We start from the raw sequence: 26,601 nt of genomic DNA on the forward strand, positions 1-26,601 counted from the left end.
TTTCGCGCCCTGCCTTTTGCGCTATTGTTAAGCGCAACACCGCATCGCGGGGCAAAAAAGGGAGATTTCGCCATGACCCTCAGGAACAGTGCCATTGCTTTGGCCTTGCTGGCCGCCACCAGCGTTCAGGCTGCCGAATTCAAATGGGCCTCGACCACGGACCCGCAGACGATGGACCCGCACGCGGTCAACTCTGCCCCGGTTCTGGGGTTTCTGAACAATGTCTACGAAGGCCTTGTGCGCCGCGACAAGGACATGAGCGTTCAACCCGCGCTGGCCGTCAGTTGGGAGACGATTGGCGACGGCGAAGGTTGGCGCTTTAACCTGCGTGAGGGTGTGACCTTCCATGACGGCAGCAGCTTTGATGCGCAGGATGTGCTGTTCAGCTATCAGCGCGCCTCGGGCGAGGCGGCGGATACCCGCAGCTGGTTCGCGCCCATCAGCGAGGTGATCGTGGTCGACGACTATACGGTCGATTTCATGACGACTGCGCCGAACCCGTTATTCCCATCCTCAATCGCCAACTGGATGATCATGGATCAGGGCTGGGCCGAGGCCAATGACGCAGCGGTGCCCGACAAAGAGGTCGGGAATTACGCCACCCTGAACGCCAACGGCACAGGCGCCTTCAAACTTGCGGCACGAGAGCCCGGCCTGCGCACGGTTCTTGAGCCCTTTGACGGCTGGTGGGATCAGGCCGACCACAACATCACAAGTGCTGAGTTCACTCCGATCCAAAACCCGGCGACAGCGGTTGCAGCCTTGTTGTCAGGCGATGTGGACATGATCAACCCGGTGCCGATCCAGGACGTGGCACGCCTGAAGGAAAACGGGGATGTCGACGTCATTCAGGGGATCGAGGCACGGGTCATCATGTTGGGGTTCGATCATCAGGCCGAGGTGCTTAAATACACCGACGATGCGGGCAAACCGAACCCGTTCCGTGACCCGCGCGTCCGCAAGGCAGTGGCACAGGCGGTCAATGTGGATGCCATTCTTGCGACTATCATGCGGGGGAATGCCGAAGTGGCCTCGCAACTGGTCAGCCCGGCGATGAGTGGTTATTCCGAGGCGAATGCAGACCGTCCCGCCTTTGATGTCGATGCCGCAAGGGCCCTGCTGACCGAGGCCGGATTTGCAGATGGGTTTTCGTTCGGGCTGAAATGCCCCAATGACCGCTATCTGAATGATGAGGCCGTTTGCCAGGCGGTTGTCAGCATGCTGGCCCAGATCGGGATCACTGCGGAACTGGATGCCATGCCGGTCCGTAACTACTGGCCGGAACTCAGGGAAGGCAAATACGATATGTACCTGCTGGGCTGGAGCCCCGGTACATTTGATGCCGAACACCCCGTGCGCTTCCTTGTGGCTACCCCAAACGAAGAGAAAAAGCTGGGCAGCTGGAATTTCGGCGGATTTTCGAACGCGCGGGTGGATGAGCTGCTGCCGAAGATCCAGTCCGAGTTGGATGCGGGCAAACGGCAGGCGATGCTGGATGAGGTCACGCAGATCATTCAGGACGAACAGGTCTATGTGCCGATGTATGTGCAACCTCTGGTCTGGGGCACACGCAGCAATGTCGAACTGACGCAGCGCCCGGACAACTTCTTTCTGCTGCGCTGGGTAACGGTTAACTGAAACCGGGGCGGGGCCAGAAAACGCTAGCTTGCGTTAGCGGTATCTTGACCACCCCGCCCGGGCTTGCATAGACAGTCCGATCAACGAGGAAAACGAATGTTCGCTTATATTGTCCAAAGGATGTTCCAATCCGTGATCGTGCTGCTGATCGTGGGTCTGGTTGCCTTTTCGATGTTCCGCTTTGTCGGTGATCCGATCGACAACATGCTAGGGCAGGAACGTACGCAGGCCGATATCGACCGGCTGCGGTCCGATCTTGGTCTGGATCAGCCGTTTCCGGTGCAATATTTCAAGTTCCTGCAAGGCGCGGTGCAGGGCAATTTTGGCGTGTCCTACCGGCAAGGCCGACCGGTTTCGACCATCATAGCCGAACGCGCCCCCGCGACATTGGAACTGGCCTTTGTGTCGGGCTTTCTGGCCATCACCCTTGGCATCGCGCTGGGCGTTTTCACAGCGATTCGACGACAGGGGGTGGCGGCGAATATCATCATGACCGTGTCGTTGATCGGGGTTTCCCTGCCAACCTTCCTAATCGGGATATTGCTGATCTATATATTCTCGGTTGAATTGGATCTTTTACCCAGCTTTGGGAGGGGCGAGACCGTTATGATTGGCGGCTGGTCCACGGGGTTCCTGACAACCTCGGGGCTCAAGGCGCTGATCCTGCCGGCGATCACGCTGGGCCTGTATCAGATGACGCTGATCATGCGGCTGGTGCGGTCGGAAATGCTTGAGGTCCTGCGTGCCGACTATGTCCGTTTTGCACGTGCGCGTGGGCTGTCGGACCGGGTGATCAATTTTCGCCACGCGCTGAAAAATACGCTGGTGCCGGTGATCACAATCACCGGGTTGCAGCTGGGCTCGATCATCGCCTTTGCCATCATCACCGAGACGGTGTTTCAGTGGCCCGGTGTGGGCCTGCTGTTCATAAATGCGATCCAGTTTGTCGATATCCCTGTTATGGCCGCCTATCTGATGCTGATCTCGGTCATGTTCGTGTCGATCAATCTGATCGTCGATCTTTTGTACTATGCCATTGACCCGCGCCTGCGTGTCGACGCGAGGGCCACATGACCGATACTTCTGAAACTTCGAGACAAGTGCCCAAATCACGACTGGCCCAGTTCTGGGACAGCGATTTCGCATGGTCCTTCCGGCATTCACCCGTGGCGATGGTTGCCTCATTTGTTGTGGTCCTGCTGGTGCTGGCGGCAATACTGGCCCCGCTGATTGCGCCGCATAACCCGTTTGATCCGGCAACGCTGAACCTGATGAACGGATTTACACCGCCGGGCACGCCGAATGCCTTTACGCAGGACACTTTCCTGCTGGGCACCGACGATCAGGGGCGCGATGTGTTCTCGACCATCCTCTATGGGATGCGCATATCCCTGTTTGTCGGCGCTGCGGCGGTGCTGCTGGCGCTGATCATCGGAGTTGTTCTGGGGCTGGTCGCGGCCTATTTCGGCGGCTGGGTCGAGACGCTGATCATGCGGGTCGCAGATGTGCAGCTGACCTTTCCGGCCATTCTGGTCGCCATGCTGATCTTTGGCATCGCCAAAGGCGTGACCCCACCCGAATATCGTGACGAGATGGCGATCTATGTACTGATCATCGCCATTGCCCTGTCCGACTGGGTGCAGTTTGCCCGGGTCGTCCGCGGTGCTGCGTTGGTGGAAAAGAACAAGGAATATGTGCAGGCCGCCCGCCTGATCGGGCGCGGTTCTTTCCCGATTATGTTCCGCCACATCCTGCCCAATGTACTCAGCCCTGTTCTGGTCATCGCCACGATCTCACTGGCGCTGGCGATCATTGCCGAAGCAACGCTGAGCTTCCTCGGCGTAGGGGCACCACCAACCCAGCCGTCATTGGGCACGCTGATCCGTATCGGGCAGGGCTTCCTGTTCTCGGGTGAGTGGTGGATCTTGTTCTTCCCGGCCTGCACCCTGTTGGCGCTGGCCCTGTCTGTGAACCTGCTGGGCGACTGGCTGCGCGATGCACTGAACCCCAAGCTGCGGTGATTTCATGAGCCTTCTGACGATCAATGACCTGACGGTCGAATTCCCCACCCGCCGCAAATTGTTCACAGCCGTGGACCATGTGGACCTGTCGGTTGAACCCGGAGAAATCCACGGCTTGGTTGGCGAATCCGGGGCCGGTAAATCCACCATTGGCGCGGCCATCATGGGATTGTTGGATCGCCCCGGCCGTATTGCCAGCGGCACGATCCAGCTGAGCGGTGACCAGATCAGTGGTCTGGATGCCGAGGCGATGCGGGGGTTGCGCGGCAAAAAGATCTCGATGATCTTTCAGGACCCGCTGACCTCGCTGAACCCGTTATTCACCGTGCGCGAACAACTGACCGAGACCATTCAGGCCCATCTGGGCGGCACGGATGCCGAGGCGAACCAACGCGCGCGCGACCTGATTGACCGGGTTGGCATTCCTGATCCGGACACGCGGTTGGACCAGTATCCGCACCAGTTCTCGGGCGGGATGCGGCAGCGTGTGGTCATCGCACTTGCCTTGTGTACCGAACCGGATGTGATCATCGCGGATGAGCCGACCACGGCGCTGGACGTCTCGGTTCAGGCGCAGATTCTGGACCTGATCAAAGAACTGGCGCGGGAACGTCAGGTGGGCGTCATCCTGATCACCCACGACATGGGTGTGATCGCGGACACGACGGACAAGGTGACAGTGATGTATGCGGGCAAGGTTGTCGAAACCGGCCCGACCGCGCAGGTGATGGGGCAGCCCACCCATGAATACACCAAATCGCTGATCGCTGCCGTGCCGCGCCCGACCCTGAAACTGCATCGCTTTCCCCAGATCAGCTATGGTGGACGCGAGACACGCTTTGCCATCGAAGACATGGCCCGCCACTGGCCCAAGGTGGATAATGACACCAGCAAACCGGTGTTCGAGATCCGCAACCTGACCAAGAAGTTCCTGCAGCGCAAAGGCCTGCTGCCCTGGGACCGCACCTATTTCACCGCCGTTGACGAGGTAAGTTTCGACATCCGCGCAGGTGAGGTGTTTGGCGTTGTGGGTGAATCCGGCTCGGGCAAGTCGACTGTCGCACGGATGATTGCAGGGTTGTACCCTGTGGATGGCGGCACGATTACATTCGACGGGCAGGTGGTCAGCGATCTGACCAATCGGACCGCGCTGGATGCCTATCGCAAGAACATCCAGATGATCTTTCAGGACCCGTATTCCTCGCTCAATCCCCGTATGCGGGTGGATGAGATCGTGGCCGAGCCGATCCGCCATCACAGGTTGATGGAAGGTGCAGATATCAAACGCCGCGTCGATGAGTTGTTGGATCAGGTGGGACTCGGCCATGAGGCCGGGCAGAAATACCCGCATGAATTCTCGGGCGGACAGCGGCAACGTATCTCGATTGCACGTGCGCTGGCCACGCAACCGCGATTCCTGATTTGTGACGAGCCAACCAGTGCGCTGGACGTGTCCATTCAGGCGCAGATTCTGAACATCTTGAAGGACCTGCAGGAACATCTGGGCCTGACCCTGCTGTTCATCAGTCATGACCTGCCGGTGGTACGTCAGATGTGCGACCGAGTGGCAGTGATGAAACAGGGCCAAATTGTCGAGTTGCAGGAAACCAATAACTTGTTCGCCAACCCCCAGACGGATTATGCCCGCGAATTGTTGCGCCTGATGCCCAGGCTTGATGACCTGTCGACCGAGGGGTTGGACGCCGAATCCTGAGTCAGTGACGATTCCAGTATTGGCGGTATGACGGAAGGTCCGTCAATATGGCGATAGTTTTGACGTTTTCGTCAAGATTGCCTCTGCAGATTGAACAACTGTGCCTTCATACTTTCTGAAACGAAAGAGGAGGCGCGTTTTGAGCTGGAATATCTGTGTCATCGGAGCAGGCAAGATCGGTCAGATGATCGCGACTTTGCTGCAATCTTCATCCAACTATTCGGTCACAGTTGCCGACCGCGATCTGGCGGCTTTGTCCGTGCTGAATCGGCAAGGAGTTTCGACCCGCCAGATTGATGTCAGCGATGAAACGCAGCTGGCTGAGGGTCTGAACGGTTTCGATGCGGTTATCTCGGCGGCTCCGTTTTTCCTGACCCCACGGATTGCCAAAGCCGCCAAATCGGCCGGCGCGCATTATTTTGACCTGACCGAAGATGTTGCCGCCACCAACGCGGTGCGCGAGTTGGCCGCCGACAGCGAAACGGCCTTTATGCCGCAATGCGGGTTGGCACCGGGTTTTGTCGGCATCGCCGGCGCGGCCTTGGCTGCGGAGTTCGATACGCTGGACAGCCTGCATATGCGGGTCGGGGCGTTGCCGCTCTATCCCACCAACGCATTGAAGTACAATCTGACCTGGTCCACCGATGGGCTGATCAACGAATATTGCAATCCGTGCGATGCCATCGTGAATGGCGAACGGGTCAAGACCGCTCCGCTCGAGGATTACGAGCGTTTGGGTCATGACGGGGTGGAATATGAATGCTTCAATACCTCGGGCGGGTTGGGCACGTTGCCAGAAACCCTGGACGGAAAGGCGCGGGACGTGTCGTACCGATCGATCCGCTACCCGGGACACCGTGACATTCTGCGTTTGCTGCTGAATGATCTTGGATTGGAACGTCGTCGCGACCTGATGAAGGAAATCTTCGAGACCGCGCTGCCGCGGACCGATCAGGATGTGGTTCTGGTTTATTGCACCGCAAAAGGCATGATCGATGGGGCTCTGCGCGAGAAATCCCTGATCAACAAATCTTATGCCCGTACCCTCAATGGTCAGGTCTGGAGCGCCATTCAGGTCACCACTGCTGCCGGTGTTCTGGGTGTGGTTGATCTGATGCGAACGGGTGCTTTGCCCGGCAAAGGGTTCGTGCGGCAAGAGCAGGTGAACCTGTCTGACTTCTTAAACACCGAATTCGGTCAGCTTTACCGCACCGGGGACATAACCAAACAGAACAAGGCGGCCTGAGATATGAAAGACATCGCTATGACAGCCCCAACAACCCTTGCAAATCTGGACCTGACAGCCGCTGAGCTGATGGGCGGCACACTGGCTGTACGCTCGCCCATTGATGGCGGCATTCTGGCCGAGGTACATGAAACGCCTGCGTCAGGGATGGGCACGGTGTTTGCCAATGCCAAGACGGCATTCAAGGCGTGGCGCACGGTTCCGGCCCCACGCCGGGGCGAACTGATCCGCCTGCTGGGCGAGGAATTGCGCGCCGCCAAGGACGATCTGGGTGCGCTGGTCAGCTGGGAAGCTGGTAAGATTACCTCGGAAGGTCTGGGTGAAGTGCAGGAGATGATCGACATCTGCGATTTCGCCGTCGGCCTGTCGCGCCAGCTTTATGGTTTGACCATCGCATCTGAGCGCCCGGGCCACCGGATGATGGAAACGTGGCACCCGGCAGGACCGGTGGGCGTGATCTCGGCCTTCAACTTCCCGGTGGCGGTCTGGTCGTGGAATGCCGCGCTGGCGCTGGTCTGCGGTGATCCGGTGATCTGGAAGCCGTCTGAAAAGACGCCGTTGACCGCGATGGCCTGCCAGAAGATCTTTGAACGTGCACTGGCCCGATTTGGCGATGCGCCCGACCACCTGCTGCAGACCCTGATCGGAGGTGCCGCGCTGGGCGAGGCGCTGGTGGCCAGCGAGGACGTGCCGGTCATTTCGGCGACCGGGTCCACACGGATGGGCCGTGCAGTAGCCCCCATCGTGGCGCAGCGGTTCGGGAAATGTATTCTCGAGCTTGGCGGCAATAACGCGATGATCGTGGGCCCTTCGGCCGATCTGGAAATGGCCGTGCGTGCGATTGTCTTTTCTGCTGTCGGCACAGCCGGTCAACGCTGCACCACGCTGCGCCGACTGATCGTTCACAACTCGATCCGCGAGGAGCTGGTGAGCCGGTTGAAAAAAGCCTATGCCGGTCTGCCAATCGGCAATCCGCTGACCGAAGGCACATTGATCGGTCCGCTGGTGGACGAAGCCTCGGGCGCGGCCATGACCGCTGCGCTGGACGCTGCAAAGGCCGAAGGCGGCGCAGTCTTTGGTGGCGACCGCGTGACCGAAAACGTCCCCGCCGGTGTCTATATGCAGCCCGCGATTGTCGAGATGCCTGGCCAGACAGCAACCGTAAAGACCGAAACCTTTGCGCCGATCCTCTATGTCATGGGGTACGACGCGTTCGACGAAGCCATCGAATTGCAAAATGACGTACCGCAAGGTCTGTCGTCTTGCGTATTCACTCTGAACATGCGCGAGGCCGAGCAATTCCTGACCGCAGCGGGATCGGATTGTGGCATTGCCAATGTCAATATCGGGCCATCGGGGGCCGAGATCGGTGGCGCATTTGGTGGTGAGAAGGAAACCGGTGGCGGGCGCGAAAGCGGCTCGGATGCGTGGAAGGCCTATATGCGCCGCCAAACCAACACCGTAAACTACTCAGCCGAGCTTCCGCTGGCGCAAGGCGTCAAGTTCGACATCTAATCGTGCTGTCGGCGGTACCTGATGGTACCGCCGGCTCATCAATCTGCAAACAGATAATCCAGTCGCATGATGGCCTGCGCCTGTTCCTGTGAAACATTCAGAAACTGGACAATGGCGTCTTCGTTTTCTGCCCGGTCGCTGGTTTCCCGCAGGCGTGCATGTCGATCCAACGCGGTGCCCCGGATCAATTCGGATTCGTATTCCATCGCGTTGTGCAAGGTTGGGACAAGCCGTGCCACGGTTTCGGTCGGGCTGTCCTGACCGGCTAACCCCACACGGCGGGCGTGGCCGATCAGGTAATCGTCGGAATATTCACACTCGACTTCAAGCACATGGGTTTTGACCTGATCTGCACAGAAGTCCTGAATGATTTCAATATCTGAGGGATCGATGCATAGAACCAGCCGGTCGGTTTCGAAACTGTCAAACAGCATCCGCACAAGAGCACGCCGGTGGCGGGACCGTTTGAGCAAGGTCGTTTCGATGCCGCCCAGATCGGGCAGAGCCGTATCCTGTTCGTTGAACAGATACTCGACACAAGGGATATCGGTTTCGGACTTAATCTGATCGACCAGGCGCTTGGCCACATGCCATTTCTTGCACACGATCAGGAAAACATCGCGGTCCGGTCCCAGCGTATTTCCGGCCTCCCAGAACCTTTGCTTGTGGCGGCGTCCGACGCGCCCTCTTGCGGTTAAGAAACTATGGAGATTGCGACCTTCATCCGAGATGTGAAAATCCACCCCATCCGCAGAATAGAGCTGGCCCAACCGGTCTTTCAGCTCATGTGCCTCGGGGCTGATTTTGCGGGCGAACAGAAAATCCTGCCCTAGCAGCATGTCGTAATGGTCGTTATAGAATGTCACGGGCATTCCGTAGTCCGAGAACATCAGGAATGTGAGCGTTCGGTTGTCGATCTCTTCACGGGGAACAAGGTGGCGGACAAGCGTTTGAAAGAAGGTCTCATCCGGTATCCAGGTGGTCGAGAAAAAGCGGATTACATCCGGGCGCTGGGCCAGGAATTCAAAGATCATTTCAACAGTATGACGGCGCAGACACCACCACTGACTGCCGATCATGACCTGGATGTCAGCCGGAACCTCGCGGGTCAGACCAAGTTTTTTCTGTACGTCATAGGATGTATAGAATCGTCTGCTCTGGGTGCGTTCATTGAAAAAATGGCGATAGATCAGCCGGTCTTCTTTCATGCCGGTCTTGATCCAGTTACTGGCAAAAAAGTCGTGGCTTTCGACAAAATCCCTGTCGTTGTCGTTCAGGAACTGATGGGCGTATTCCGCTGTTTTGATCGCCATGCAATCCCCTGACAGCATGTAGAAATGCGTCGCGCGGGGAAAGGCCTCAAGGGCGGCTTGCACAGCGTTCAATGTGGCCTGTACCAAAGACCACTCGCCCCAACCGCATTTGATGCGTTTGGTTGCAAAAGTGACATTCGAATTGGCCTGAAGAGCGCCCTGAATGCGTGCATAGGCCTCGCGACTTGCGCGGGCGTCAAAATGTATGGCCATGCAATCGCCAGCGGCGGTTAGCTGCTCGGCCTGCGCAATGATTGCGTCAGGGTCCTTGTGGCACAACAAAATGTAGGCAATTTTTGCCATTTCAGTTCTTTGTTATCCGTTTCTGCCCGGTTCCCTCTGTGATACTGAGGATGAGCGATTGAATAAACAGATTATTTTTGGTTCTGTAGATACAAAAGCAGGCGCGAATAGTGAGTTACGACCTGTTGAGGAGGCGCAGCAAATGGGTTTTCCCGGTACATGGATGACCGAGAGCGAGAGCATGGTTTACCGTGTTGTCCCGAAATGTGCATGCTCAACCATCGGGCAAATCATGTATTTTTCGGATCATGGCCGTTTTTTTGACGGCGATATCCACGATGCCAAGGACGGGATGCATAAGTGGGCGTTCGGTCCCAGCCAGGAGCCGATTTCGACAAATGTCCGAAATCATAACTCCTTTTCTTTCACCTGCGTGCGGAACCCGTACACGCGAATTCTCAGTTCGTTCTTTGACAAGATCTGTGGAATTCAGCGCAACGGCAAACGGTATCGCGGCAATCTGGTGCCGACGCTGATCTACAATTACGGCATCGAGGTTGGCGGAGAGGACGGTCAGGGTGATTTCGACCAGGTCGCCAGTTTCCGCAGATTCCTGTTATTTGCTCGTGACACGATCAGGTGGCGCAGGCCCATGGACCCGGATATCCACTGGTCCGCCATGTCTGGCCATGTGTCGACGTTTATTGCAAATGGCGGACGATATGATCGCATCTTCTGGACCGAGAAGTTCAACGATGGGATGCAAGGTGTTCTGAGCAACTTGGACACGCCACACAAGGTGGCCCTGTCCGAAATCCCGCGGTTCAACGAATCCGAAGGCCACGGACCCAAACGAAAGCATCCTGTCGAGGACTATTTCGACGACCTGTCGATGCATCTTGTCTACGAGATCTACAAACAGGATTTCGATCTATTCAAATATGATTTTGAAGATCCGGCCAACAAGATGCCGATCGCCGAGATTGATCTGGATGAAGTCCACGCCAAGCTTGGGGATTGAGCTGGAAATCACCTTCCCCGCCCATCGGCAATGTATCTTGCGAAACATCTCCTCTGGTTGGGTCTGGCGCCGCGCTATGCGCCGCCCCAGGCCCAAGACCAAAGCGGATAGCGCCAGAAGGCGCGGGAGCGCTTTGGGAATTGATTGGGCCGGATCACTTGATTTGGTGTCCGGCCCCTATGTCTTAGACCTCCCGCACGGCCCCTTTTGCCGCGCTGGTTGTCAGTTTGGCATATGCTTTGAGCGCGGTTGAGACTTTGCGCTTGCGGGGCGCTGCCGGTATCCAGCCTTTTGCATCCTGCTCCTGGCGTCGTTCGGCAAGCACTTCATCTGAGACTGCCAGATGGATCGAGCGGTTGGGGATGTCGATCTCAATCCGGTCACCCTGGCGCACCAGTCCGATCTCGCCACCTTCGGCCGCCTCGGGTGAGACATGGCCGATCGACAGGCCGGAGGTACCACCCGAGAACCGTCCATCCGTCAGCAAAGCACAGGCTTTTCCCAGACCTTTGGATTTCAGGTAAGACGTCGGGTACAGCATTTCCTGCATCCCCGGACCGCCGCGCGGGCCTTCATAGCGGATGACCACCACGTCGCCCTCTTTGACCTTGCTAGTCAGAATGTCATTCACCGCCTGATCCTGGCTTTCGCAGACATAGGCCGACCCGGTGAAGGTCAGGCTGGCCGGATCGACACCGGCTGTTTTCACGATACAGCCGTCGCGGGCAATATTGCCGAACAGAACCGCCAGACCGCCATCCTGGCTGAAGGCGTGCTCTTTCGACCGGATCACACCGCCTTCGCGGTCCGTGTCCAGCTCTTTGTAGCGGTTCGACTGGCTGAACGCCTGCGTGGTGCGCACACCGCCCGGCGCGGCCTTGAACAAGTCTTGCGCCTTGGGGTTGTTGGCCACCTTGATGTCCCAATTGGCAATCGCCTCACCCATCGTGCCGGAATGGACCGTGCTGCAATCCTCGTGCAGCAGGCCTGCGCGGCTGAGCTCACCCAGGATCGAAAAGATGCCGCCGGCGCGGTGGACGTCTTCCATATGCACATTCTCGGTATTGGGTGCGACCTTACACAGGCAGGGCACCTGACGGCTGAGACGGTCCATGTCGGTCATGGTGAAATCCACCTCGCCCTCATGCGCGATGGCCAGCAGATGCAGCACCGTGTTGGTCGATCCGCCCATGGCGATATCCAGGCTCATTGCGTTTTCGAACGCCTCGAACGTGGCGATCTCGCGCGGGAGGAAGCCTTTCTCGTCCAGATCATAGTGCCGTTTGGTGATCTCGACGATCCGGCGACCGGCTTCAAGGAACAGCTCTTTGCGGTCCGCATGTGTGGCCAGAGTCGAGCCGTTGCCCGGCAGCGCCAGACCCAGCGCCTCGGCCAGACAGTTCATCGAGTTGGCGGTGAACATGCCCGAGCACGACCCGCAAGTCGGGCAGGCGTTTTCCTCGATATGCTGAACCTGCTCATCGGTGAACTTGTCGTCAGCGGCGGCCACCATAGCGTCCACGAGGTCGATCTTTTTGGCGTCCAGATCGGCGATGTCGATCTTGCCCGCCTCCATTGGCCCACCCGAGACGAAAATGGCGGGGATGTTCAGGCGCATCGCGGCCATCAGCATGCCGGGCGTGATCTTGTCGCAGTTCGAGATACACACCATCGCATCGGCGCAATGGGCGTTGACCATATATTCAACTGAATCCGCGATTACCTCACGTGAGGGCAGCGAATACAGCATCCCGTCATGTCCCATGGCGATACCGTCATCCACCGCGATGGTGTTGAATTCTTTGGCGACACCGCCTGCGGCTTCGACCTCGCGGGCGACCATCTGGCCCAGATCCTTCAGGTGCACGTGGCCCGGTACGAACTGGGTGAACGAGTTGACGATGGCGATGATCGGCTTGCCGAAATCGTCGTCGCCCATGCCAGTCGCGCGCCACAGGCCGCGGGCACCGGCCATGTTGCGGCCATGGGTTGAGGTTCTGGATCGGTACAATGGCATGATGCTGTTTCCCTTTTGCCTCGGGTTGCATGTCTTGGGGTTTGTGCGTTATAGCGCACGTACCACATGTGCGCTATAACGCACAAGAGGATTCGAAAGACGGCATCATGGCACCGGACGAGATCACGCTGAAATTACGGGACATGCGGGCGGCATCCGGGCTGAGCCTGTCCAAAGTCGCCGAGATGACAGGCGTCAGCAAAGCTATGCTGGGGCAGATCGAGCGTGGCGAATCCAGCCCAACCATCGCCACTTTGTGGAAGATCGCCAAGGGGTTCCAACTGCCGCTGAGCGCGCTGATTGAAACCGCGAATGGGGACCCCTCTGTTTTTCAGACCGTGACTTTTCCGGGCAGCATCGAGGTCAAGATCGTCTTTCCGTTTGATTCCGCGCTAGGGGCCGAAACCTTTCACGTCAGTCTGACCCCAAACCAATGCCACGAGTCGCCCGCGCATGCGGCGGGCGTGACCGAAGAGGTCTTTGTCCTTTCCGGTACGCTTGAAATTCTGCGTGGTGAGGCCTGGGTGCCGCTAAACGCTGGACAGGGGCTGCGTTTTGCCGCCGATCTGCCGCATGGCTATCGTGCGGGCGCGCAGGGGGCAGCGTTTTTGAACATGCACCATTATGGGCAACACAGCGAGTTTCCTGAAAACGGCAAGGGCTGATCATGACTGCGTTTCTTGACACTTTGACCATCGCGGATGGAATCGGCTCAATCGGGGCGATGATCGTGGTTGCTGCGTATTTCGCCACGCAGATGCGGATGATGAATTCCGACGACCTGGCCTTTCCGGTGGTAAACCTATTGGGGTCGATTCTGATCGTCTATTCGCTGCTTGAGAACTTCAATTTGGCCTCGATGCTGATCGAATCCTTCTGGATTTTGATCAGTCTGATCGGGATCGCTCAGTTTTTCCGCCTCAGGCGGGCCCGTTAGCGGTACAGGCCGCCATCCAGCCTTGAACAGACATGCGCGCGCGTATAGGGACAAACCAAGCGCGCATAGGGGAGGCATTGATGCAGGACGATCCCAAAACCCTCGTTTCAACCGAATGGCTTGCGGCCCATCTCAAGGATCCGGACCTGCGGGTTCTGGACGGATCATGGTATCTGCCGCAACACGGACGCGACGCCAAAGCGGAATATGACGCGACCCATATCCTCGGCGCGAGATTCTTTGACATTGATGATATTGCCGATCATCGGTCGGACCTGCCGCATATGGTGCCTCCGGTCGAGAAATTCATGTCGCGCCTGCGGGCGATGGGCGTGGGGGATGGCCATCAGGTGGTGGTCTATGACGGCTCGGGGCTGTCCTCGGCCGCGCGGGTCTGGTGGATGTTCCGCCTGATGGGGCAGGACAACATTGCCGTGCTGGACGGTGGCTTGCCGAAATGGCTTGCCGAGGGGCGAGAGGTTGAAGACCTGCCGCCTGTTATCCGCGACCGCCACATGACCGTGCGGGTTCAGAACCATCTGGTGCGTGATGTCACGCAGGTATCTGCCGCAGCCAAGCTGGGGGATCACGAGATCATCGATGCACGCGCAGCCGGTCGCTTCGCGGGTACCGATCCCGAGCCGCGCGAAGGGCTGCGGTCTGGTCGTATTCCCGGATCACGAAACGTCCCCTTCGGCACCTTGCTGAACAAGAATCACACGATGAAATCGCCCGAGGAATGCCGCGCCATTTTCGAGGCCGCTGGCGTCGACCTGTCGAAACCGGCGATTACCTCATGCGGGTCGGGTGTGACCGCCGCGATCCTCAGCCTTGCGCTCGAGCGCATGGGCAAGAAAGACCACTCGCTTTATGACGGCTCCTGGGCTGAATGGGGTGCCTTCCCGACCCTGCCCGTCGCAACCGGAGAGACCTGATGTTTGAACATCTCAAGCCGCAACCTGCCGACAAGATTCTAGCGCTGATGCAGATGTACCGCGAAGACCCGCGCGATCAGAAGATCGATTTGGGTGTTGGCGTCTACAAGAATGCCGAAGGGGTGACCCCGGTGATGCGTGCGGTGAAAGCGGCCGAAAAGCGCATTCTGGAAGAGCAGGAAAGCAAGGCCTATACCGGTCTGGCTGGTGATCCGGCCTATGCAGATGCGATGATTGGCCTGATCCTGGGCACCTCGGTTCCACGCGGCAACATCGCTGCCGTGGCGACGCCCGGCGGAACCGGTGCCTGCCGTCAGGCATTTGAGATGATCCGCATGGCCAACCCCTCGGCCCGCGTGTTCGTCTCGAACCCGACCTGGCCAAACCATCTGTCGATCCTGAATTACCTGGGGATGGAAGCGGTTCCATACCGCTATTTCGATGGCGAGACTCGTGGCGTCGATTTCGACGGCATGATTGCCGATCTGAAAACCGCCAAGTCGGGCGATGTGGTGTTGTTGCACGGCTGCTGCCACAACCCGACCGGGGCCAACCTGAACCTGGTGCAGTGGCAGGAAGTGGTGACCATCATCAACGAGCTTGGCCTCGTGGCGATGATCGACATTGCCTATCAGGGTTTTGGCGACGGTCTGGAAGAGGATGCGCAGGCGACCCGCCTTGTTGCGTCTTCAGTCAAGGAATGCCTGATTGCCGCGTCGTGTTCCAAGAATTTCGGCGTCTACCGTGAACGCACCGGCCTATTGATGGCAATCAGCGCAGATGCGGGACAGACCGCGCTGAACCAGAGCACGCTGGCCTTTCTGAACCGCCAGAACTATTCATTCCCGCCCGACCACGGCGCGCGCGTGGTCACCACGATCCTGACCGACCCCGTCCTGCGGGCCGACTGGGAGGCCGAGCTGGAAGAGATCCGCTTGTCCATGCTGGGGCTGCGCCAGCAACTGGCCGATGAGCTGCAACGCCACAGCGGCTCCGACCGGTTCGGCTTTGTCGCCCAGCATCGCGGCATGTTCTCGCGCTTGGGCGCGGCACCGGAACTGGTGGAACAACTGCGCGCTGATCACGGCATCTACATGGTCGGCGACAGCCGTCTGAACATTGCCGGGCTGAATGCCAACACGGTTCCGATTCTGGCCAAAGCGATTATCGACGTCGGAGTTTAAATCTGCGGAAAAAAAAGAAACCCGGGCGACACCGCCCGGGTTTTTTGTTGGATTGGGTTGGATATCAGCCCTTGGAGAACTCCGGGTACGCTTCCATGCCCAGTTCCGCCATGTCCAGGCCGTTGATCTCATCCTCTTCGCTGACTCGAATGCCGACGGTGGCCTTCAGGATCGACCACAGGATCAAAGCGCCGACAAAGGTGAACAGACCGTAGGCGAGGATACCCAAAAGCTGCGTACCCAGGCTGGCTTCGCCGTAAAAGATCACGGCGATGGTGCCCCAGATCCCGGCGAACAGGTGAACCGGGATGGCACCGACAACGTCGTCGATCTTGAACTTGTCCAGCATTGGAACCGCAAAGACCACGATGATACCGCCTACGGCACCGATCCACAGCGCGCCGAACAGCGTCGGGGCCAGCGGTTCCGCAGTGATCGACACCAGGCCGGCCAGCGCGCCGTTCAGCACCATGGTCAGATCAGGCTTTTTGTACAGCAGCTGTGTCAGGATCAGGGCTGCCACTGCGCCTGCCGCTGCGGCCATGTTGGTGTTAGCAAAGATCCGCGACACGTCGGATACGTCACCCACGGTTCCCATCGCCAGCTGCGAGCCGCCGTTGAAGCCGAACCATCCCAGCCACAGGATGAATGTCCCCAAAGTGGCCAGCGCCAGGTTCGAACCGGGCATCGGATGAACCTTGCCGTCTTTGTACTTGCCAATCCGCGGACCCAGGATCAGGGCACCTGCCAGAGCCGCCCAGCCGCCAACCGAATGCACGATGGTCGAGCCAGCAAAATCCGAGAAACCAGCCTCGGACAACCAGCCACCGCCCCACTGCCACGAGCCAGAGATCGGGTACATGACGCCGGTCAGAACAATCACGAAAACCAGGAAGGGCCACAGCTTGATACGTTCAGCTACAGCACCCGATACGATTGACGCAGTTGCGGCCACAAACACCAGTTGGAAGAAGAAGTCCGAACCAACCGAAGCATAATCCAATGCCGCGGCGTCAGCACCCACGCCCACCGGATCCAGGACCGTGGTTTTGAAGAACGGTCCAACCCACCCCGCGATGGTCCAGCCGTCGCCGGGGTACATCAGGTTGAAGCCGATCAGCCAGTACATGATCGCGGCAAAGGAAAACAGCGCCACGTTCTTGATCATCTGCATGGCCACGTTTTTCGACCGCACCAGCCCGCCTTCGAGCATGGCAAAGCCGGCGGCCATGAAGAAAACCAGGAACCCTGCCATCAGAAACAGCAGCGTGGTGAAGATGTATTGTGTGTGCAGCGCGGCTTCGCCGGTGGCGGCCTCCTGCGCTAGGCCAATCTGCGGCAGCGCGACGATCGCGGCGGCAGGGATGAGAGATTTCATCAGATTCATTGTCAGTCCTCGAATAGTGTTGAGTGGGGGCGCTTACAGCGCCTCTTCGTTCGTTTCCCCGGTCCGCACGCGCAGGGCCTGCTCAACGTCGAGGACGAAAATCTTGCCGTCGCCGATCTTGCCGGTCTTGGCGGATTTGGTGATGGTTTCTACGATCTGGTCGGCCATCATGGCGGGCACCACGATCTCAAGCTTGATCTTGGGTACAAAGTTCACCGCGTATTCGGCGCCGCGATAGATTTCCGTGTGCCCCGATTGCGAGCCGAAGCCCTTGATCTCGGTTACCATCATGCCGCGTATGCCCGCGTCGGTCAGTGCCTCGCGCACCTCCTCGAGCTTGAACGGTTTGATTGTTGCAATAATCAGTTTCACGCTGTTCCCCTCTGCTTCCCCGGCCTGTCCGGCGTGTTTGCACCTGCAGAAAAAGAGCGTGCCGAAGCTGTGTAAGGAACGGTTCAGTGGTCAAATTCGGGAGGAATTGGTGAATGAGTGCACAATTTTTGCACAGATTCTGCATATCGACTAAATTATAGGCGAGTTAGAGAGGGTGTATTCCGGAAATTCAGACCTCTACTTCATCGGTATAGCAGGGTATGGTGCCTCAAAACGATAACCGGGCAGAGTTTGAGCATGACTGAGTCCAGGCGCCGCAAGGCACCGCTTGTGGCGGACAAAAGATACGCGTCGAAGGGGCGAAAACCCACGGCGACCAAACGCACTGCGAAACCCGCAGGCAAAAAGGCTGCGGCGCGCAAAACGACAACCCGCAAAAGCACACGGAGAAAGACACGCCGGAAATCCGGCGGTGGTGGTGGCTTTTTTCGCCGGTTGTTTCGCTGGGTCTGGCGCCTGATCTGGGGGGTAAGCTGGCGCGTGGGCGCTGTGGCCGCTCTGTTGCTGGCGCTGGCTGTCGGGGTTGTCTATACCTCTTTGCCTGATGTCGATGCTTTGCTAGACGGGCGCGCGCGCGGGTCGGTCACGTTGTTGGATCGGGATGGCAAAGTCTTTGCCTGGCGTGGGGATCAGTTCGGCGGGGTAATCACCGCGGACACGGTTTCTCCGTATCTGAAAAACGCAGTGGTCGCCACCGAGGACAAGCGATTCTACCGCCATTTCGGCGTCAGTCCTCGGGGTGTCGCTAGCGCTGTGCGTATCAACCTGCGCGAAGGGCGCGGGCCTTTGTCTGGCCATGGCGGGTCAACGATCACCCAGCAGACGGCCAAGCTGTTGTGTCTGGGTGTGCCTTACGTGCCCAGCGAATGGGAATCCGAGGCCGCCTATGAATCCGATTGTCGTCAGGGATCCCTGTGGCGCAAGGGCAAAGAGGCTGTCTATGCGATGGCGATGGAGGTCAAATACTCCAAGGATGAAATCCTGACCATCTATCTGAACCGCGCCTTCCTGGGATCTGGCGCACGCGGATTTGAGGCCGCAAGCCAGCGCTATTTCGGAATCTCTGCAGCCGAGGTCAGCCCCTCGCAGGCGGCGATGCTGGCCGGTCTGCTGGTGGCGCCGACGCGCTATGCGCCGACAAATAACCTGCAACGCTCGCAGGATAGGGCGCAGTTGGTGATTGGGCTGATGGAGGCGCAGGGCTATCTGACCACTGCTCAGGCCAGCGGTGCCCGCAGCAGCCCGGCGCAACTGTCCGAGGCTGCGGCTGCACGCGCCGGTGGGTATTTTGCCGATTGGGTCATCACGGAACTGCCCAGCTTTTTTGGGTCCGACACCACCGATGATGTGGTGATCCGAACCACGCTGGACCAGCGCCTGCAGAAATCCGCAGAAGAGGCATTGCAATATATCTTCAAGGAAAAGGTGCGCGAAGGATCCAAGGCGCAAGCTGCCATCGTGGTGATGTCGGCAGATGGTGCCGTGCGGGCGATGGTCGGCGGGCGCAAGACCCGCGTATCGGGCGCCTTCAACCGGGCCACACAGGCGCTGAGGCAAACCGGATCATCCTTCAAACCCTTCGTCTATGCCACCGCGTTGGAACTGGGCTATTCGCCTCTGGATACTGTGATGGACGAGCCCTATTGCATAAATATCGCCGGTTCGGGGCAATGGTGCCCCAAGAACTACACCAACAAGCATTATGGGCGCGTCACGCTTGCTGATGCCCTCAAGAACTCGTTGAACATCCCGGCGGTGAAAGTGGCCGAGGTTGCCGGTCTGGAAAATGTCCGTACCGTCGCCAGTGAGTTTGGCATTGAAAGCAATCTGGCCGAGGGACCCGCGCTGGCGCTGGGCGCGTCAGAAAGCACGTTGATCGAGATGACGGGGGCCTATGCCGGTATCCTGAATGGTGGCTCAGCGGTTGAGCCCTATGGGTTGACCGAGCTGAAGCTGCTGGGGGACGACGCCCCTCTGATGGCGACGAGTACCGGCATCGGTGAGCGGGTGATCAACGATAAGGCAGCCAAGCAACTGACCTGGATGATGGAACGTGTCGTGTCCGAAGGCACGGGCGGGCGCGCGAAACTACCCGGCTGGCAGGTGGCAGGTAAGACCGGCACCACGCAGGCGGCGCGGGATGCCTGGTTCATCGGGTTCACGGCTGATTATGTGACCGGAGTCTGGATGGGGTATGACGACAACACCCCCCTGTCCGGCGTGACCGGCGGCGGGTTACCTGCGGAGATTTGGAAAGAGACGATGGTGCGCGTGACCGAGGGGATGACACCCACACCGCTGCCGATGCTGGCCCCCGATCCGCCCGTCCGGCAAGAGCAACCCAGACGTCAGCGCCGCAATCAGGGCAATGGGTTCGAAAATGCGATCAACAACCTGCTGAACAACATCTTTGGCAACTGATGTAGGCAAGGGAAAGTCGGCGCGCAGGGTCAGCCAATGACAGCATATTGTGCGGAATGCCCGATTTGCATCCGTATCAACGTGAATTCCACGTCTGAACTGCTCTGCCGCTGCCAACATTGCAACTTCCGATATGCGGGACAAAGCTGCCATCCATCGCCATTGATGCAATGTCCGCTTCCATTCGAAACACTCAGCTATTCCTTGGATCAGAGTTCCTTTGCACAGACACGAAGTTACCCAGATTTGGCAAATCATCAGGTTCAAGTGCTGAAGCGATACAAGTGACAACTCAAAGTTACCTGGCCTCTTTGATCTTAGAAGACTTGTGCTGGAGCAGATTGCGGAATTGATCCAGCGAGCCGATGCGGAAAAGCTTTTCGAGGCAGATTTCAGTGTGAAAAGGTTGCCAAGTTAATTCCGACTGTCCACATTGGCTTGGAAACGCCCTATCGCTAGGTGGGATACTTGGGTAAGTCCGCACAACCAACGTACTCGGAAGACGTAGCTGGGGCTATTCGGGCCGTAGGGACGTCCAACTTTATGCCAGAGTTGTTGAACCTCATGCGCGGAGCAGCTTCGTTCAAGGGCGCGTTTGTCAGCCTTCTGAACCCAGGAAAAGCGCCCGAACATGTCTATGACAATGTACGTGCAGAACGCCGCTCGGTCGTTGTGGACCGATGGCTTGATCGCGCTTGGTTGCTGGACCCATTTGTTGTTCGTTTCATCGGTGAACGCCACGAACCGGTGATGGTGCTGAGAGACGTGGCGCCAGACAGGTTTGCCAACTCCGACTACTTTCGCATCTACTACAAGACCCTGTTTCTAAGAGATGAGATGGGGGTTTTCGTGACAATTGCCAACGGCACCTTGTTTCTTTCCCTCGGTCCCTCGGAGGGAAGAACCCGGTTCTCCCGGCGGGATGTCGAAAGGCTAACGGATCTACATCCAATAATATCGGCGCTTTGCGAGCAGCACTTTCATCGCACCCCCTCATCAGGCCAGTTCGAAGATAGCGAGGTCGATTTCGATGGGGTGATCGACAAGGTTTGCAAGGGTTTGACACAGCGGGAGATCGAGGTGGTGCAATCCCTTTTGCGCGGGCACTCGACGCGGTCGATAGCACTTTTGCTGGACGTTTCCCCTTCGACGATCAAAGTGCATCGCAAGAACATCTACCGAAAGCTGGGAATTTCTTCTCAATCTGCCCTGTTTTCGATGTTCCTGCATTCGACCAACGACTAGGCCTACCCCTTTGGGGGTACAAGTCACCCCGCCCTTTGGAGGTATTCACAGGTTCGGTCTCATGGCTCTAAGCTGATTCTGCATACCAACAAGTGCAGGTGTCTGGATCAGACCATGATCGACGTAAAGAATGTGACAAAACGCTTTGGCGAAGGCCAAGCGGCCGTAACGGCTCTGGGAGACGTGTCGCTGACCATTCCCGAAGGAAGCTTTTTCACGCTTTTGGGCCCGTCGGGTTGTGGCAAGACGACGCTTTTACGATTGATCGCCGGGTTCGAGCTTCCGACCGAAGGCGAGATTGCACTGGATGGCGAGTCGATCGGCCATTTGGCTCCAAACAATCGCCCCGTGAATACAGTGTTCCAGAACTATGCGCTGTTTCCCCACATGAGCGTGGCCCGCAACGTTGGGTTTGGCCTTGAGATGCTGAAGAGGCCCAAGGCCGAAATCGACAGCACCATCAACGAGATGCTGGACCTGGTCCAGCTCGGAGAGTTTGCAACGCGTCGTGTAGATCAGTTGTCAGGCGGGCAGCAGCAACGCGTGGCTTTGGCGCGCGCGCTGGCGCCGCGTCCCAAGGTTCTTCTTCTTGATGAGCCACTTTCTGCGCTGGACCTGAAACTTCGAAAAGGGATGCAGAGCGAGTTGAAGCGGCTGCAGCATGAGACAGGCATTACCTTTGTCTTTGTCACCCATGACCAAGGTGAAGCGCTGGCAATGTCGGACCAGATCGCAGTGATGTCGGCAGGTGCGATACGCCAAGTTGGCACACCGGAAGAGATCTACACAGCTCCACAAAGCAGGTTCGTCGCGGACTTTATTGGCGACACCAATATCGTGCATGCGACGTTGCTTGGCTTTGACGGGGATGCGGCAAAAATCCAATTTGGCGAGGGTTCACCACTCACGGTTCATACAGCCAGCACCTCGCTCACACCCGGCCCCGTGCATGTGGCTCTACGCCCTGAAACCATCCGCGTGGTTGATGAGAGTGCAGAGACGGCGCTCTTGCGAGGTGAGGTCGTAGACAGCATCTATTTCGGGGCCGGGTCACAGATGCTCGTGCTGTTGGAAGATGGCGTCAGCGTTCATGTCCAGGTTTCCACCCCACGCCCCGTCGGATCGCGGGTTGGCCTCGAATGTGACACCTCCATGCTGCACGTGCTGGAAGACTGATGAGTGCCGCTGCACATATCTCGCGCACCGACGCCGAAACGAGATTGCGCGCGGCCCAAGAAGAACGCGCGCGTCAAAGGCGCAGAACGCGGCTCTTCCTGCTGACCCCAGCACTCGGGATCATTGGCATCTTTGGTCTGTTCCCGCTCTCGATTGCCCTGGTTTACTCGTTTCTTGAGCCCGGAACATACGGCGGCGTTGAATGGGTGTTCTCCTACGACGCCTACGTGCAGTTCCTTTTCGAGAGGGACATCTTTGATGATACGCTGAGCTTCAACAGCGCCTATCTGCAAATCTTCGGGCGCTCCTTTGGTCTCGCCATCACCACCATGATTGGCACCCTGATCCTCGGGTTTCCCGTGGCCTACTTCATTGCGGCCCGCCCTCCGGAGCAACGCAATTTCTGGCTCTTCGCCATCACGCTACCGTTCTGGACCAACCTCTTGATCCGTACCTACTCGATGCTTTTGATCGTACGGGACGAGGGCTTTGTGAACCTGATGCTGATGAAGATCGGCCTGATCAGCGAACCGCTTGAGATGTTGTACACCGACGGCGCGGTACTTGCCGGGCTGGTCTACAGCTACCTGCCATTCATGATCCTCCCGATCTATGCCTCGCTCGAGAAGTTCGATTTTTCGCTGCTTGAGGCCGGACATGACCTCTATGCGACGCGTACGCAGGTTTTCCGCCACATCATCATCCCGATTACCCGCCCGGGCATCGTCGCAGGCTGCGTGCTGGTGCTGATCCCGGCGCTCGGGGCCTACATCACGCCGGAACTGTTGGGCGGTGGCAAGAAACTGATGATCGGCAACCTGATCGCCTTGCAATTCGGGTCGGGGCGCAATTGGCCCTTTGGGGCCGCGGCAGCGCTGATCCTGATGGCAGTTGTGTTGATCGCGCTCCTTGTCAGCCTGCGGGCAGGTGCTTCGAAGGAGGGTGGACATGGATAAACTGCTGTCGATATTCCGCCCGTCGACCGGGTCTCGCGAGTTGCGCAGGCAACCCCTGTTTACTGGCATGTCCTGGCTGGTTCTGTTGTTCCTCTACGCACCAATTGCCGTACTGGTCGTGTTCTCTTTCAACGACAACCGCTCTGTTGTGCGGTGGACCGAGTTCAGCTTGCGCTGGTACGCGGCAGCCTTGGAAAACGACGACATCCGGCGTTCGGCGATGATCTCTATTCAGGTTGCGCTCACGGCGACCGTGTTTTCCACCATCATTGCCACAATGGCAGCATTGGCAACAACGCGCGGGGGCGTCTATCGCGGTCGCTCTGCGGCCATCGCGCTCATAAACCAACCCCTGATGATCCCCGAGATTGTCACGGCGATTGCCACGCTGGCCTTCTTTTCGATCCTGCGCCAGCTCACGGGGGTAACCGGGATCGGCTGGCTGATCCTCGCCCACACGGTTTTCTGCGTGCCCTTTGCTTACATGCCGATACGCGCACGTTTGTCAGATATGTCCGTGACCTATGAAGCCGCCGCTGCGGATTTGTACGCAACACCCTGGCAAACATTCCGCCATGTGACGCTGCCGGTCCTGATGCCCGGAGTCATGGCGGGCGCCATGCTAGCCTTTGTCGTATCGCTGGATGACGTGATCATCACGCTTCTGGTGGCCGGCCCGGGCGAGACCACTTTGCCTATCTACATCCTCGGCCAGATCCGTCGTGGCGTGACGCCAGAGGTCAACGCCGTCTCGACAATCCTGATCGGGCTGACCGTGGCCATGGTCACGCTCACCTTCTTTCTGCAACGCAAACGAAAATAACAAGAAGCCCGCGTCGGTGCGGGACGCTAACCACTCAACGGAGGACTAAAATGAAACACTCACTACTCAAAGCCGCCGCTGTCTCAGCCCTCGCGCTTAGCGCAGCCTCGGCCCACGCCGAAGGCAAACTGAACATCTACAACTGGGGCAACTACACCAACCCCGAGATGATCGAGAAATTCGAAGCCCAATATGGCGTCGAAGTCACGCTGGATGGCTATGACAGCAATGAAACCATGTTGGCCAAGGTCAAGGAAGGCAACACCGGCTATGACGTCGTTGTGCCCGGCGACTACATGATTGCGATCATGGTTGGCGAAGGCCTGCTGGCCGAGATCAACGCGTCCGAAATGGAGAACTTCAAGAACATGGATCCGAACTGGGTCGATGTCTACTGGGATCCGGGTCGCAAGTATTCAGTTCCCTACCAGTGGGGCACCACCAGCTTTACAGTCGACAGCGCAGTCTACAGCGGCGACATCAACACGCTTGGTCTGATCTTTGATACTCCCGAAGAACTCAAAGGTCGCATCAACATGCTCAATGACATGAACGATGTGATCAACGCCGGTCTGCGTTACCTCGGATACCCGCGTTGCAACTCGAACCCCGATCAGATGAAAGAGCTGATGGCGCTTCTCGCCAAGGCCAAGGGCGACTGGCGCACGATGGATTATGCGGTGATCGAGAAGCTGACATCGAAAGACGTAGACCTGTCGCAAAGCTGGAATGGCGCTGCCATGCGCGCTCGGGCGGATCGCCCCTCGCTGCAATACGCCTATCCAAAAGAGGGTTTCACTGGCTGGATGGACAATGTTGCCGTTCTTGCCGATGCACCCAACATGGAAAACGCAAAGCTCTTTGTGAACTTCATGATGGACCCGGAGAACGCCGCGATGACCTCGAACTTCGCGCGCTATGCCAACGGTATCAAAGGGTCGGAGGCCTTTATGGACCCCGAGATGCTCAGCGCGCCTGAGATCGTCATGCCCGCCGATGCACCGGTTCCGGACTTTGTGAAGCCCTGCGATCAGGATGTCGTTGACCTTTACAACAAGGTTTGGACCCGCCTGAAGCAATAAGGCTTGAAGTCTCCTGAATGACGGCCCGCCGTTGGCCGGGCCGTCACTTTCCGAAGTTTCTTACTCTGACTGCGACCCCTTTTTGGTCGCCCTGCGGGAGCGTGGAAAATGCACGACAGCAAATCCGGCACCAGGCCCAAGACGGCGCGTGAGATCGGCATCATGCAGGGCTTCCCGCCCCCGCCTGAGAAGCGTCCTTCGCTCGAGAACTGGGACCTTGCTCCGTTCAATCGCTGGACTTTCCAGAACATGCGAAGCCTGTTTCCTACGGTAGATGTGCGTCCAGGACCGGAGACCCGAGAATTGAAACAGGCCCACCGCGACCTGTTGGAAATCGAATTTCAAACTTTTGACGACCGCCCCCTTTCCGTCGCGGCCTGGCTCTCTGAAAGCTACACAGATGGTTTCCTGGTGCTGAAGGGTGACCAGATACTTACCGAGATTTACGCCAACGATTTCACTCCAGACGCTACGCATCTGGGCCAATCCGTCTCCAAATCCCTGATTGGATCTCTGGCCGGTGTGCTCCATGGAGAGGGCAAGCTCGACCTCACGGAACCGCTTGAAAACATCGTGCCGGAATTGGCCGCGACAGGCTATGCCGGATGCACCGTGGATCAGGCGCTTGATATGCAATCAGGGGTGCGTTTCACCGAGGATTACGGCCTTCCGGACAGCGACATGACCCGCGTCGATGTGGCGTCAGGCTGGCGCCCCGTTCGCAAGGGTGAAATCAAGCCAACCATTCGGGACGTTATTCTGACATTGCCTCAAGTCAGACCCCATGGGCAGGTGTTTTCTTACCGCTCGATCGAGACGGATGTCGTAGCCTGGGCCTTGGAACGCGTCAGCGGAGAAGACCTTGCTTCGCTCTTGTCGAGCCGTATCTGGCAAAAAATTGGCTGCGTGCATTCCGGCTTTTTCACAGTGGACGACGCCAAGACCGCGCTCGCGGACGGTGGGTTCAACGCAACGCTGCGCGATTATGCGCGGTTCGGTCGGATGATGGCCGATGGTGGCAAAGTTGGTGACCAACAAGTGGTGCCGGAAAGCTGGGTTTCGGGGATTTGTTCGGGTGCGGACCCCTCGAAACATGGTGATCCCTATGACGTGCTGTCTCCCCAAGGGGCATACCGAAGGTTCTGGTGGGTTCACGACCCCGGTCGGGGCGTGTTCATGGCGCGTGGAGTTTTTGGTCAACTGATCTTCATTGATCTGATGGCGGACGTCGTTATCGTCAAGCTGTCCAGCTGGCCCGACTATCTGATCCAGTCCTTTAGCCACGATGCCGTGCGCGCTTGCGAGGCCATCATTCGCGCGCTTGGTTAGTTCGA

Annotated in this window: 22 protein-coding genes; 18 read left to right on the plus strand and 4 right to left on the minus strand. The window is 58.1% G+C overall.

The window, feature by feature from the left end; genetic code table 11:
* Nucleotides 1-72 precede the first annotated feature (72 nt).
* The 6 genes from AC2FIZ_RS12560 (at nt 73) to amaB (ending at nt 8,134) form a co-directional block, all read left to right on the plus strand.
* Nucleotides 73-1,638: an ABC transporter substrate-binding protein gene (locus AC2FIZ_RS12560; protein ID WP_496791096.1), complete on the plus strand. Its 1,566-nt coding sequence runs from the start codon at nt 73-75 to the stop codon at nt 1,636-1,638.
* 96 nt (nt 1,639-1,734) lie between these two features.
* Nucleotides 1,735-2,712 (plus strand): ABC transporter permease, encoded by a 978-nt coding sequence (locus AC2FIZ_RS12565; RefSeq protein WP_142638424.1) that lies wholly within the window; start codon nt 1,735-1,737, stop codon nt 2,710-2,712.
* Nucleotides 2,709-3,659, plus strand: coding sequence for an ABC transporter permease (locus tag AC2FIZ_RS12570; RefSeq protein WP_271950952.1), 951 nt, complete (start codon nt 2,709-2,711; stop codon nt 3,657-3,659). Before AC2FIZ_RS12565 ends, AC2FIZ_RS12570 begins: the two co-directional genes overlap by 4 nt.
* A 4-nt stretch (nt 3,660-3,663) precedes the next feature.
* A complete protein-coding gene (locus AC2FIZ_RS12575; protein WP_271950949.1) occupies nt 3,664-5,373 on the plus strand; it encodes an ABC transporter ATP-binding protein in 1,710 nt (569 codons plus the stop codon).
* 139 nt (nt 5,374-5,512) lie between these two features.
* Nucleotides 5,513-6,619, plus strand: a complete 1,107-nt coding sequence (locus tag AC2FIZ_RS12580; RefSeq protein ID WP_271950947.1) for a saccharopine dehydrogenase family protein — start codon at nt 5,513-5,515, stop codon at nt 6,617-6,619.
* 18 nt (nt 6,620-6,637) lie between these two features.
* Complete coding sequence (gene amaB, locus AC2FIZ_RS12585) at nt 6,638-8,134, plus strand: L-piperidine-6-carboxylate dehydrogenase (protein WP_142638466.1); 1,497 nt, start codon at nt 6,638-6,640, stop codon at nt 8,132-8,134.
* Nucleotides 8,135-8,172: 38 nt separating this feature from the next.
* Here amaB and AC2FIZ_RS12590 read toward each other — a convergent pair whose 3' ends face one another.
* Nucleotides 8,173-9,750, minus strand: a complete 1,578-nt coding sequence (locus AC2FIZ_RS12590) for a DUF5928 domain-containing protein (protein ID WP_282027282.1) — start codon at nt 9,748-9,750, stop codon at nt 8,173-8,175.
* A gap of 142 nt (nt 9,751-9,892) precedes the next feature.
* On the opposite strand from AC2FIZ_RS12590, the gene AC2FIZ_RS12595 reads away from it, so the two are divergent.
* Nucleotides 9,893-10,711, plus strand: coding sequence for a sulfotransferase family protein (locus AC2FIZ_RS12595; RefSeq protein WP_142638414.1), 819 nt, complete (start codon nt 9,893-9,895; stop codon nt 10,709-10,711).
* A 184-nt stretch (nt 10,712-10,895) separates the two neighbouring features.
* Here AC2FIZ_RS12595 and ilvD read toward each other — a convergent pair whose 3' ends face one another.
* On the minus strand, nt 10,896-12,728 hold the full coding sequence (ilvD, locus tag AC2FIZ_RS12600; RefSeq protein WP_271950937.1) for a dihydroxy-acid dehydratase: 1,833 nt from the start codon (nt 12,726-12,728) through the stop codon (nt 10,896-10,898).
* 107 nt (nt 12,729-12,835) lie between these two features.
* Here ilvD and AC2FIZ_RS12605 point away from each other — a divergent pair, with 107 nt between their 5' ends.
* The 4 genes from AC2FIZ_RS12605 to AC2FIZ_RS12620 all read left to right on the plus strand — a co-directional run bounded on the left by AC2FIZ_RS12605 (nt 12,836) and on the right by AC2FIZ_RS12620 (nt 15,784).
* On the plus strand, nt 12,836-13,393 hold the full coding sequence (locus AC2FIZ_RS12605) for a helix-turn-helix domain-containing protein (protein WP_142638464.1): 558 nt from the start codon (nt 12,836-12,838) through the stop codon (nt 13,391-13,393).
* Between the two features lie 2 nt (nt 13,394-13,395).
* A complete protein-coding gene (locus tag AC2FIZ_RS12610) occupies nt 13,396-13,665 on the plus strand; it encodes a CBU_0592 family membrane protein (protein WP_281995556.1) in 270 nt (89 codons plus the stop codon).
* Between the two features lie 80 nt (nt 13,666-13,745).
* Nucleotides 13,746-14,600: a 3-mercaptopyruvate sulfurtransferase gene (gene sseA, locus AC2FIZ_RS12615; RefSeq protein WP_282027280.1), complete on the plus strand. Its 855-nt coding sequence runs from the start codon at nt 13,746-13,748 to the stop codon at nt 14,598-14,600.
* Nucleotides 14,600-15,784, plus strand: a complete 1,185-nt coding sequence (locus AC2FIZ_RS12620) for an amino acid aminotransferase (RefSeq protein WP_282027279.1) — start codon at nt 14,600-14,602, stop codon at nt 15,782-15,784. Before sseA ends, AC2FIZ_RS12620 begins: the two co-directional genes overlap by 1 nt.
* Nucleotides 15,785-15,848: 64 nt before the next feature.
* Here the strand turns inward: AC2FIZ_RS12620 and AC2FIZ_RS12625 are convergent, their stop codons facing one another.
* Both AC2FIZ_RS12625 and AC2FIZ_RS12630 read right to left on the minus strand, forming a co-directional pair.
* A complete protein-coding gene (locus AC2FIZ_RS12625; RefSeq protein ID WP_281973849.1) occupies nt 15,849-17,171 on the minus strand; it encodes an ammonium transporter in 1,323 nt (440 codons plus the stop codon).
* A gap of 33 nt (nt 17,172-17,204) precedes the next feature.
* Complete coding sequence (locus AC2FIZ_RS12630) at nt 17,205-17,543, minus strand: P-II family nitrogen regulator (protein ID WP_496694078.1); 339 nt, start codon at nt 17,541-17,543, stop codon at nt 17,205-17,207.
* 258 nt (nt 17,544-17,801) lie between these two features.
* Here AC2FIZ_RS12630 and AC2FIZ_RS12635 point away from each other — a divergent pair, with 258 nt between their 5' ends.
* The 7 genes from AC2FIZ_RS12635 to AC2FIZ_RS12665 all read left to right on the plus strand — a co-directional run bounded on the left by AC2FIZ_RS12635 (nt 17,802) and on the right by AC2FIZ_RS12665 (nt 26,596).
* On the plus strand, nt 17,802-19,985 hold the full coding sequence (locus tag AC2FIZ_RS12635) for a transglycosylase domain-containing protein (RefSeq protein WP_496791097.1): 2,184 nt from the start codon (nt 17,802-17,804) through the stop codon (nt 19,983-19,985).
* Between the two features lie 468 nt (nt 19,986-20,453).
* A complete protein-coding gene (locus tag AC2FIZ_RS12640) occupies nt 20,454-21,230 on the plus strand; it encodes a helix-turn-helix transcriptional regulator (RefSeq protein WP_170352659.1) in 777 nt (258 codons plus the stop codon).
* A 114-nt stretch (nt 21,231-21,344) separates the two neighbouring features.
* Nucleotides 21,345-22,406 carry an ABC transporter ATP-binding protein gene (locus AC2FIZ_RS12645; protein WP_171238371.1) on the plus strand — a complete coding sequence of 354 codons (1,062 nt, stop codon included), beginning with the start codon at nt 21,345-21,347 and terminating at the stop codon, nt 22,404-22,406.
* Nucleotides 22,406-23,362 (plus strand): ABC transporter permease, encoded by a 957-nt coding sequence (locus AC2FIZ_RS12650; RefSeq protein ID WP_171238372.1) that lies wholly within the window; start codon nt 22,406-22,408, stop codon nt 23,360-23,362. The genes AC2FIZ_RS12645 and AC2FIZ_RS12650 overlap by 1 nt, the downstream gene beginning before the upstream one ends.
* A complete protein-coding gene (locus AC2FIZ_RS12655; protein ID WP_425595924.1) occupies nt 23,355-24,185 on the plus strand; it encodes an ABC transporter permease in 831 nt (276 codons plus the stop codon). Before AC2FIZ_RS12650 ends, AC2FIZ_RS12655 begins: the two co-directional genes overlap by 8 nt.
* Nucleotides 24,186-24,235: 50 nt before the next feature.
* On the plus strand, nt 24,236-25,267 hold the full coding sequence (locus AC2FIZ_RS12660) for an extracellular solute-binding protein (protein ID WP_171238374.1): 1,032 nt from the start codon (nt 24,236-24,238) through the stop codon (nt 25,265-25,267).
* 108 nt (nt 25,268-25,375) lie between these two features.
* A complete protein-coding gene (locus AC2FIZ_RS12665; RefSeq protein WP_171238375.1) occupies nt 25,376-26,596 on the plus strand; it encodes a serine hydrolase domain-containing protein in 1,221 nt (406 codons plus the stop codon).
* Nucleotides 26,597-26,601: the final 5 nt, after the last annotated feature.

Source organism: Ruegeria sp. CDSB022 (genome assembly GCF_059611145.1).

What these genes read in the sequence shown, in the direction of transcription:
- AC2FIZ_RS12560 (WP_496791096.1), top strand. Translation starts at nt 73, where the DNA reads ATGACCCTCAGGAACAGTGCCATTGCTTTGGCCTTGCTGGCCGCCACC.
- AC2FIZ_RS12565 (WP_142638424.1), top strand. Translation starts at nt 1,735, where the DNA reads ATGTTCGCTTATATTGTCCAAAGGATGTTCCAATCCGTGATCGTGCTG.
- AC2FIZ_RS12570 (WP_271950952.1), top strand. Translation starts at nt 2,709, where the DNA reads ATGACCGATACTTCTGAAACTTCGAGACAAGTGCCCAAATCACGACTG.
- AC2FIZ_RS12575 (WP_271950949.1), top strand. Translation starts at nt 3,664, where the DNA reads ATGAGCCTTCTGACGATCAATGACCTGACGGTCGAATTCCCCACCCGC.
- amaB (WP_142638466.1), top strand. Translation starts at nt 6,638, where the DNA reads ATGACAGCCCCAACAACCCTTGCAAATCTGGACCTGACAGCCGCTGAG.
- AC2FIZ_RS12590 (WP_282027282.1), bottom strand. Translation starts at nt 9,750, where the DNA reads ATGGCAAAAATTGCCTACATTTTGTTGTGCCACAAGGACCCTGACGCA.
- AC2FIZ_RS12595 (WP_142638414.1), top strand. Translation starts at nt 9,893, where the DNA reads ATGGGTTTTCCCGGTACATGGATGACCGAGAGCGAGAGCATGGTTTAC.
- ilvD (WP_271950937.1), bottom strand. Translation starts at nt 12,728, where the DNA reads ATGCCATTGTACCGATCCAGAACCTCAACCCATGGCCGCAACATGGCC.
- AC2FIZ_RS12605 (WP_142638464.1), top strand. Translation starts at nt 12,836, where the DNA reads ATGGCACCGGACGAGATCACGCTGAAATTACGGGACATGCGGGCGGCA.
- AC2FIZ_RS12610 (WP_281995556.1), top strand. Translation starts at nt 13,396, where the DNA reads ATGACTGCGTTTCTTGACACTTTGACCATCGCGGATGGAATCGGCTCA.
- sseA (WP_282027280.1), top strand. Translation starts at nt 13,746, where the DNA reads ATGCAGGACGATCCCAAAACCCTCGTTTCAACCGAATGGCTTGCGGCC.
- AC2FIZ_RS12620 (WP_282027279.1), top strand. Translation starts at nt 14,600, where the DNA reads ATGTTTGAACATCTCAAGCCGCAACCTGCCGACAAGATTCTAGCGCTG.
- AC2FIZ_RS12625 (WP_281973849.1), bottom strand. Translation starts at nt 17,171, where the DNA reads ATGAATCTGATGAAATCTCTCATCCCTGCCGCCGCGATCGTCGCGCTG.
- AC2FIZ_RS12635 (WP_496791097.1), top strand. Translation starts at nt 17,802, where the DNA reads ATGACTGAGTCCAGGCGCCGCAAGGCACCGCTTGTGGCGGACAAAAGA.
- AC2FIZ_RS12645 (WP_171238371.1), top strand. Translation starts at nt 21,345, where the DNA reads ATGATCGACGTAAAGAATGTGACAAAACGCTTTGGCGAAGGCCAAGCG.
- AC2FIZ_RS12650 (WP_171238372.1), top strand. Translation starts at nt 22,406, where the DNA reads ATGAGTGCCGCTGCACATATCTCGCGCACCGACGCCGAAACGAGATTG.
- AC2FIZ_RS12655 (WP_425595924.1), top strand. Translation starts at nt 23,355, where the DNA reads ATGGATAAACTGCTGTCGATATTCCGCCCGTCGACCGGGTCTCGCGAG.
- AC2FIZ_RS12660 (WP_171238374.1), top strand. Translation starts at nt 24,236, where the DNA reads ATGAAACACTCACTACTCAAAGCCGCCGCTGTCTCAGCCCTCGCGCTT.
- AC2FIZ_RS12665 (WP_171238375.1), top strand. Translation starts at nt 25,376, where the DNA reads ATGCACGACAGCAAATCCGGCACCAGGCCCAAGACGGCGCGTGAGATC.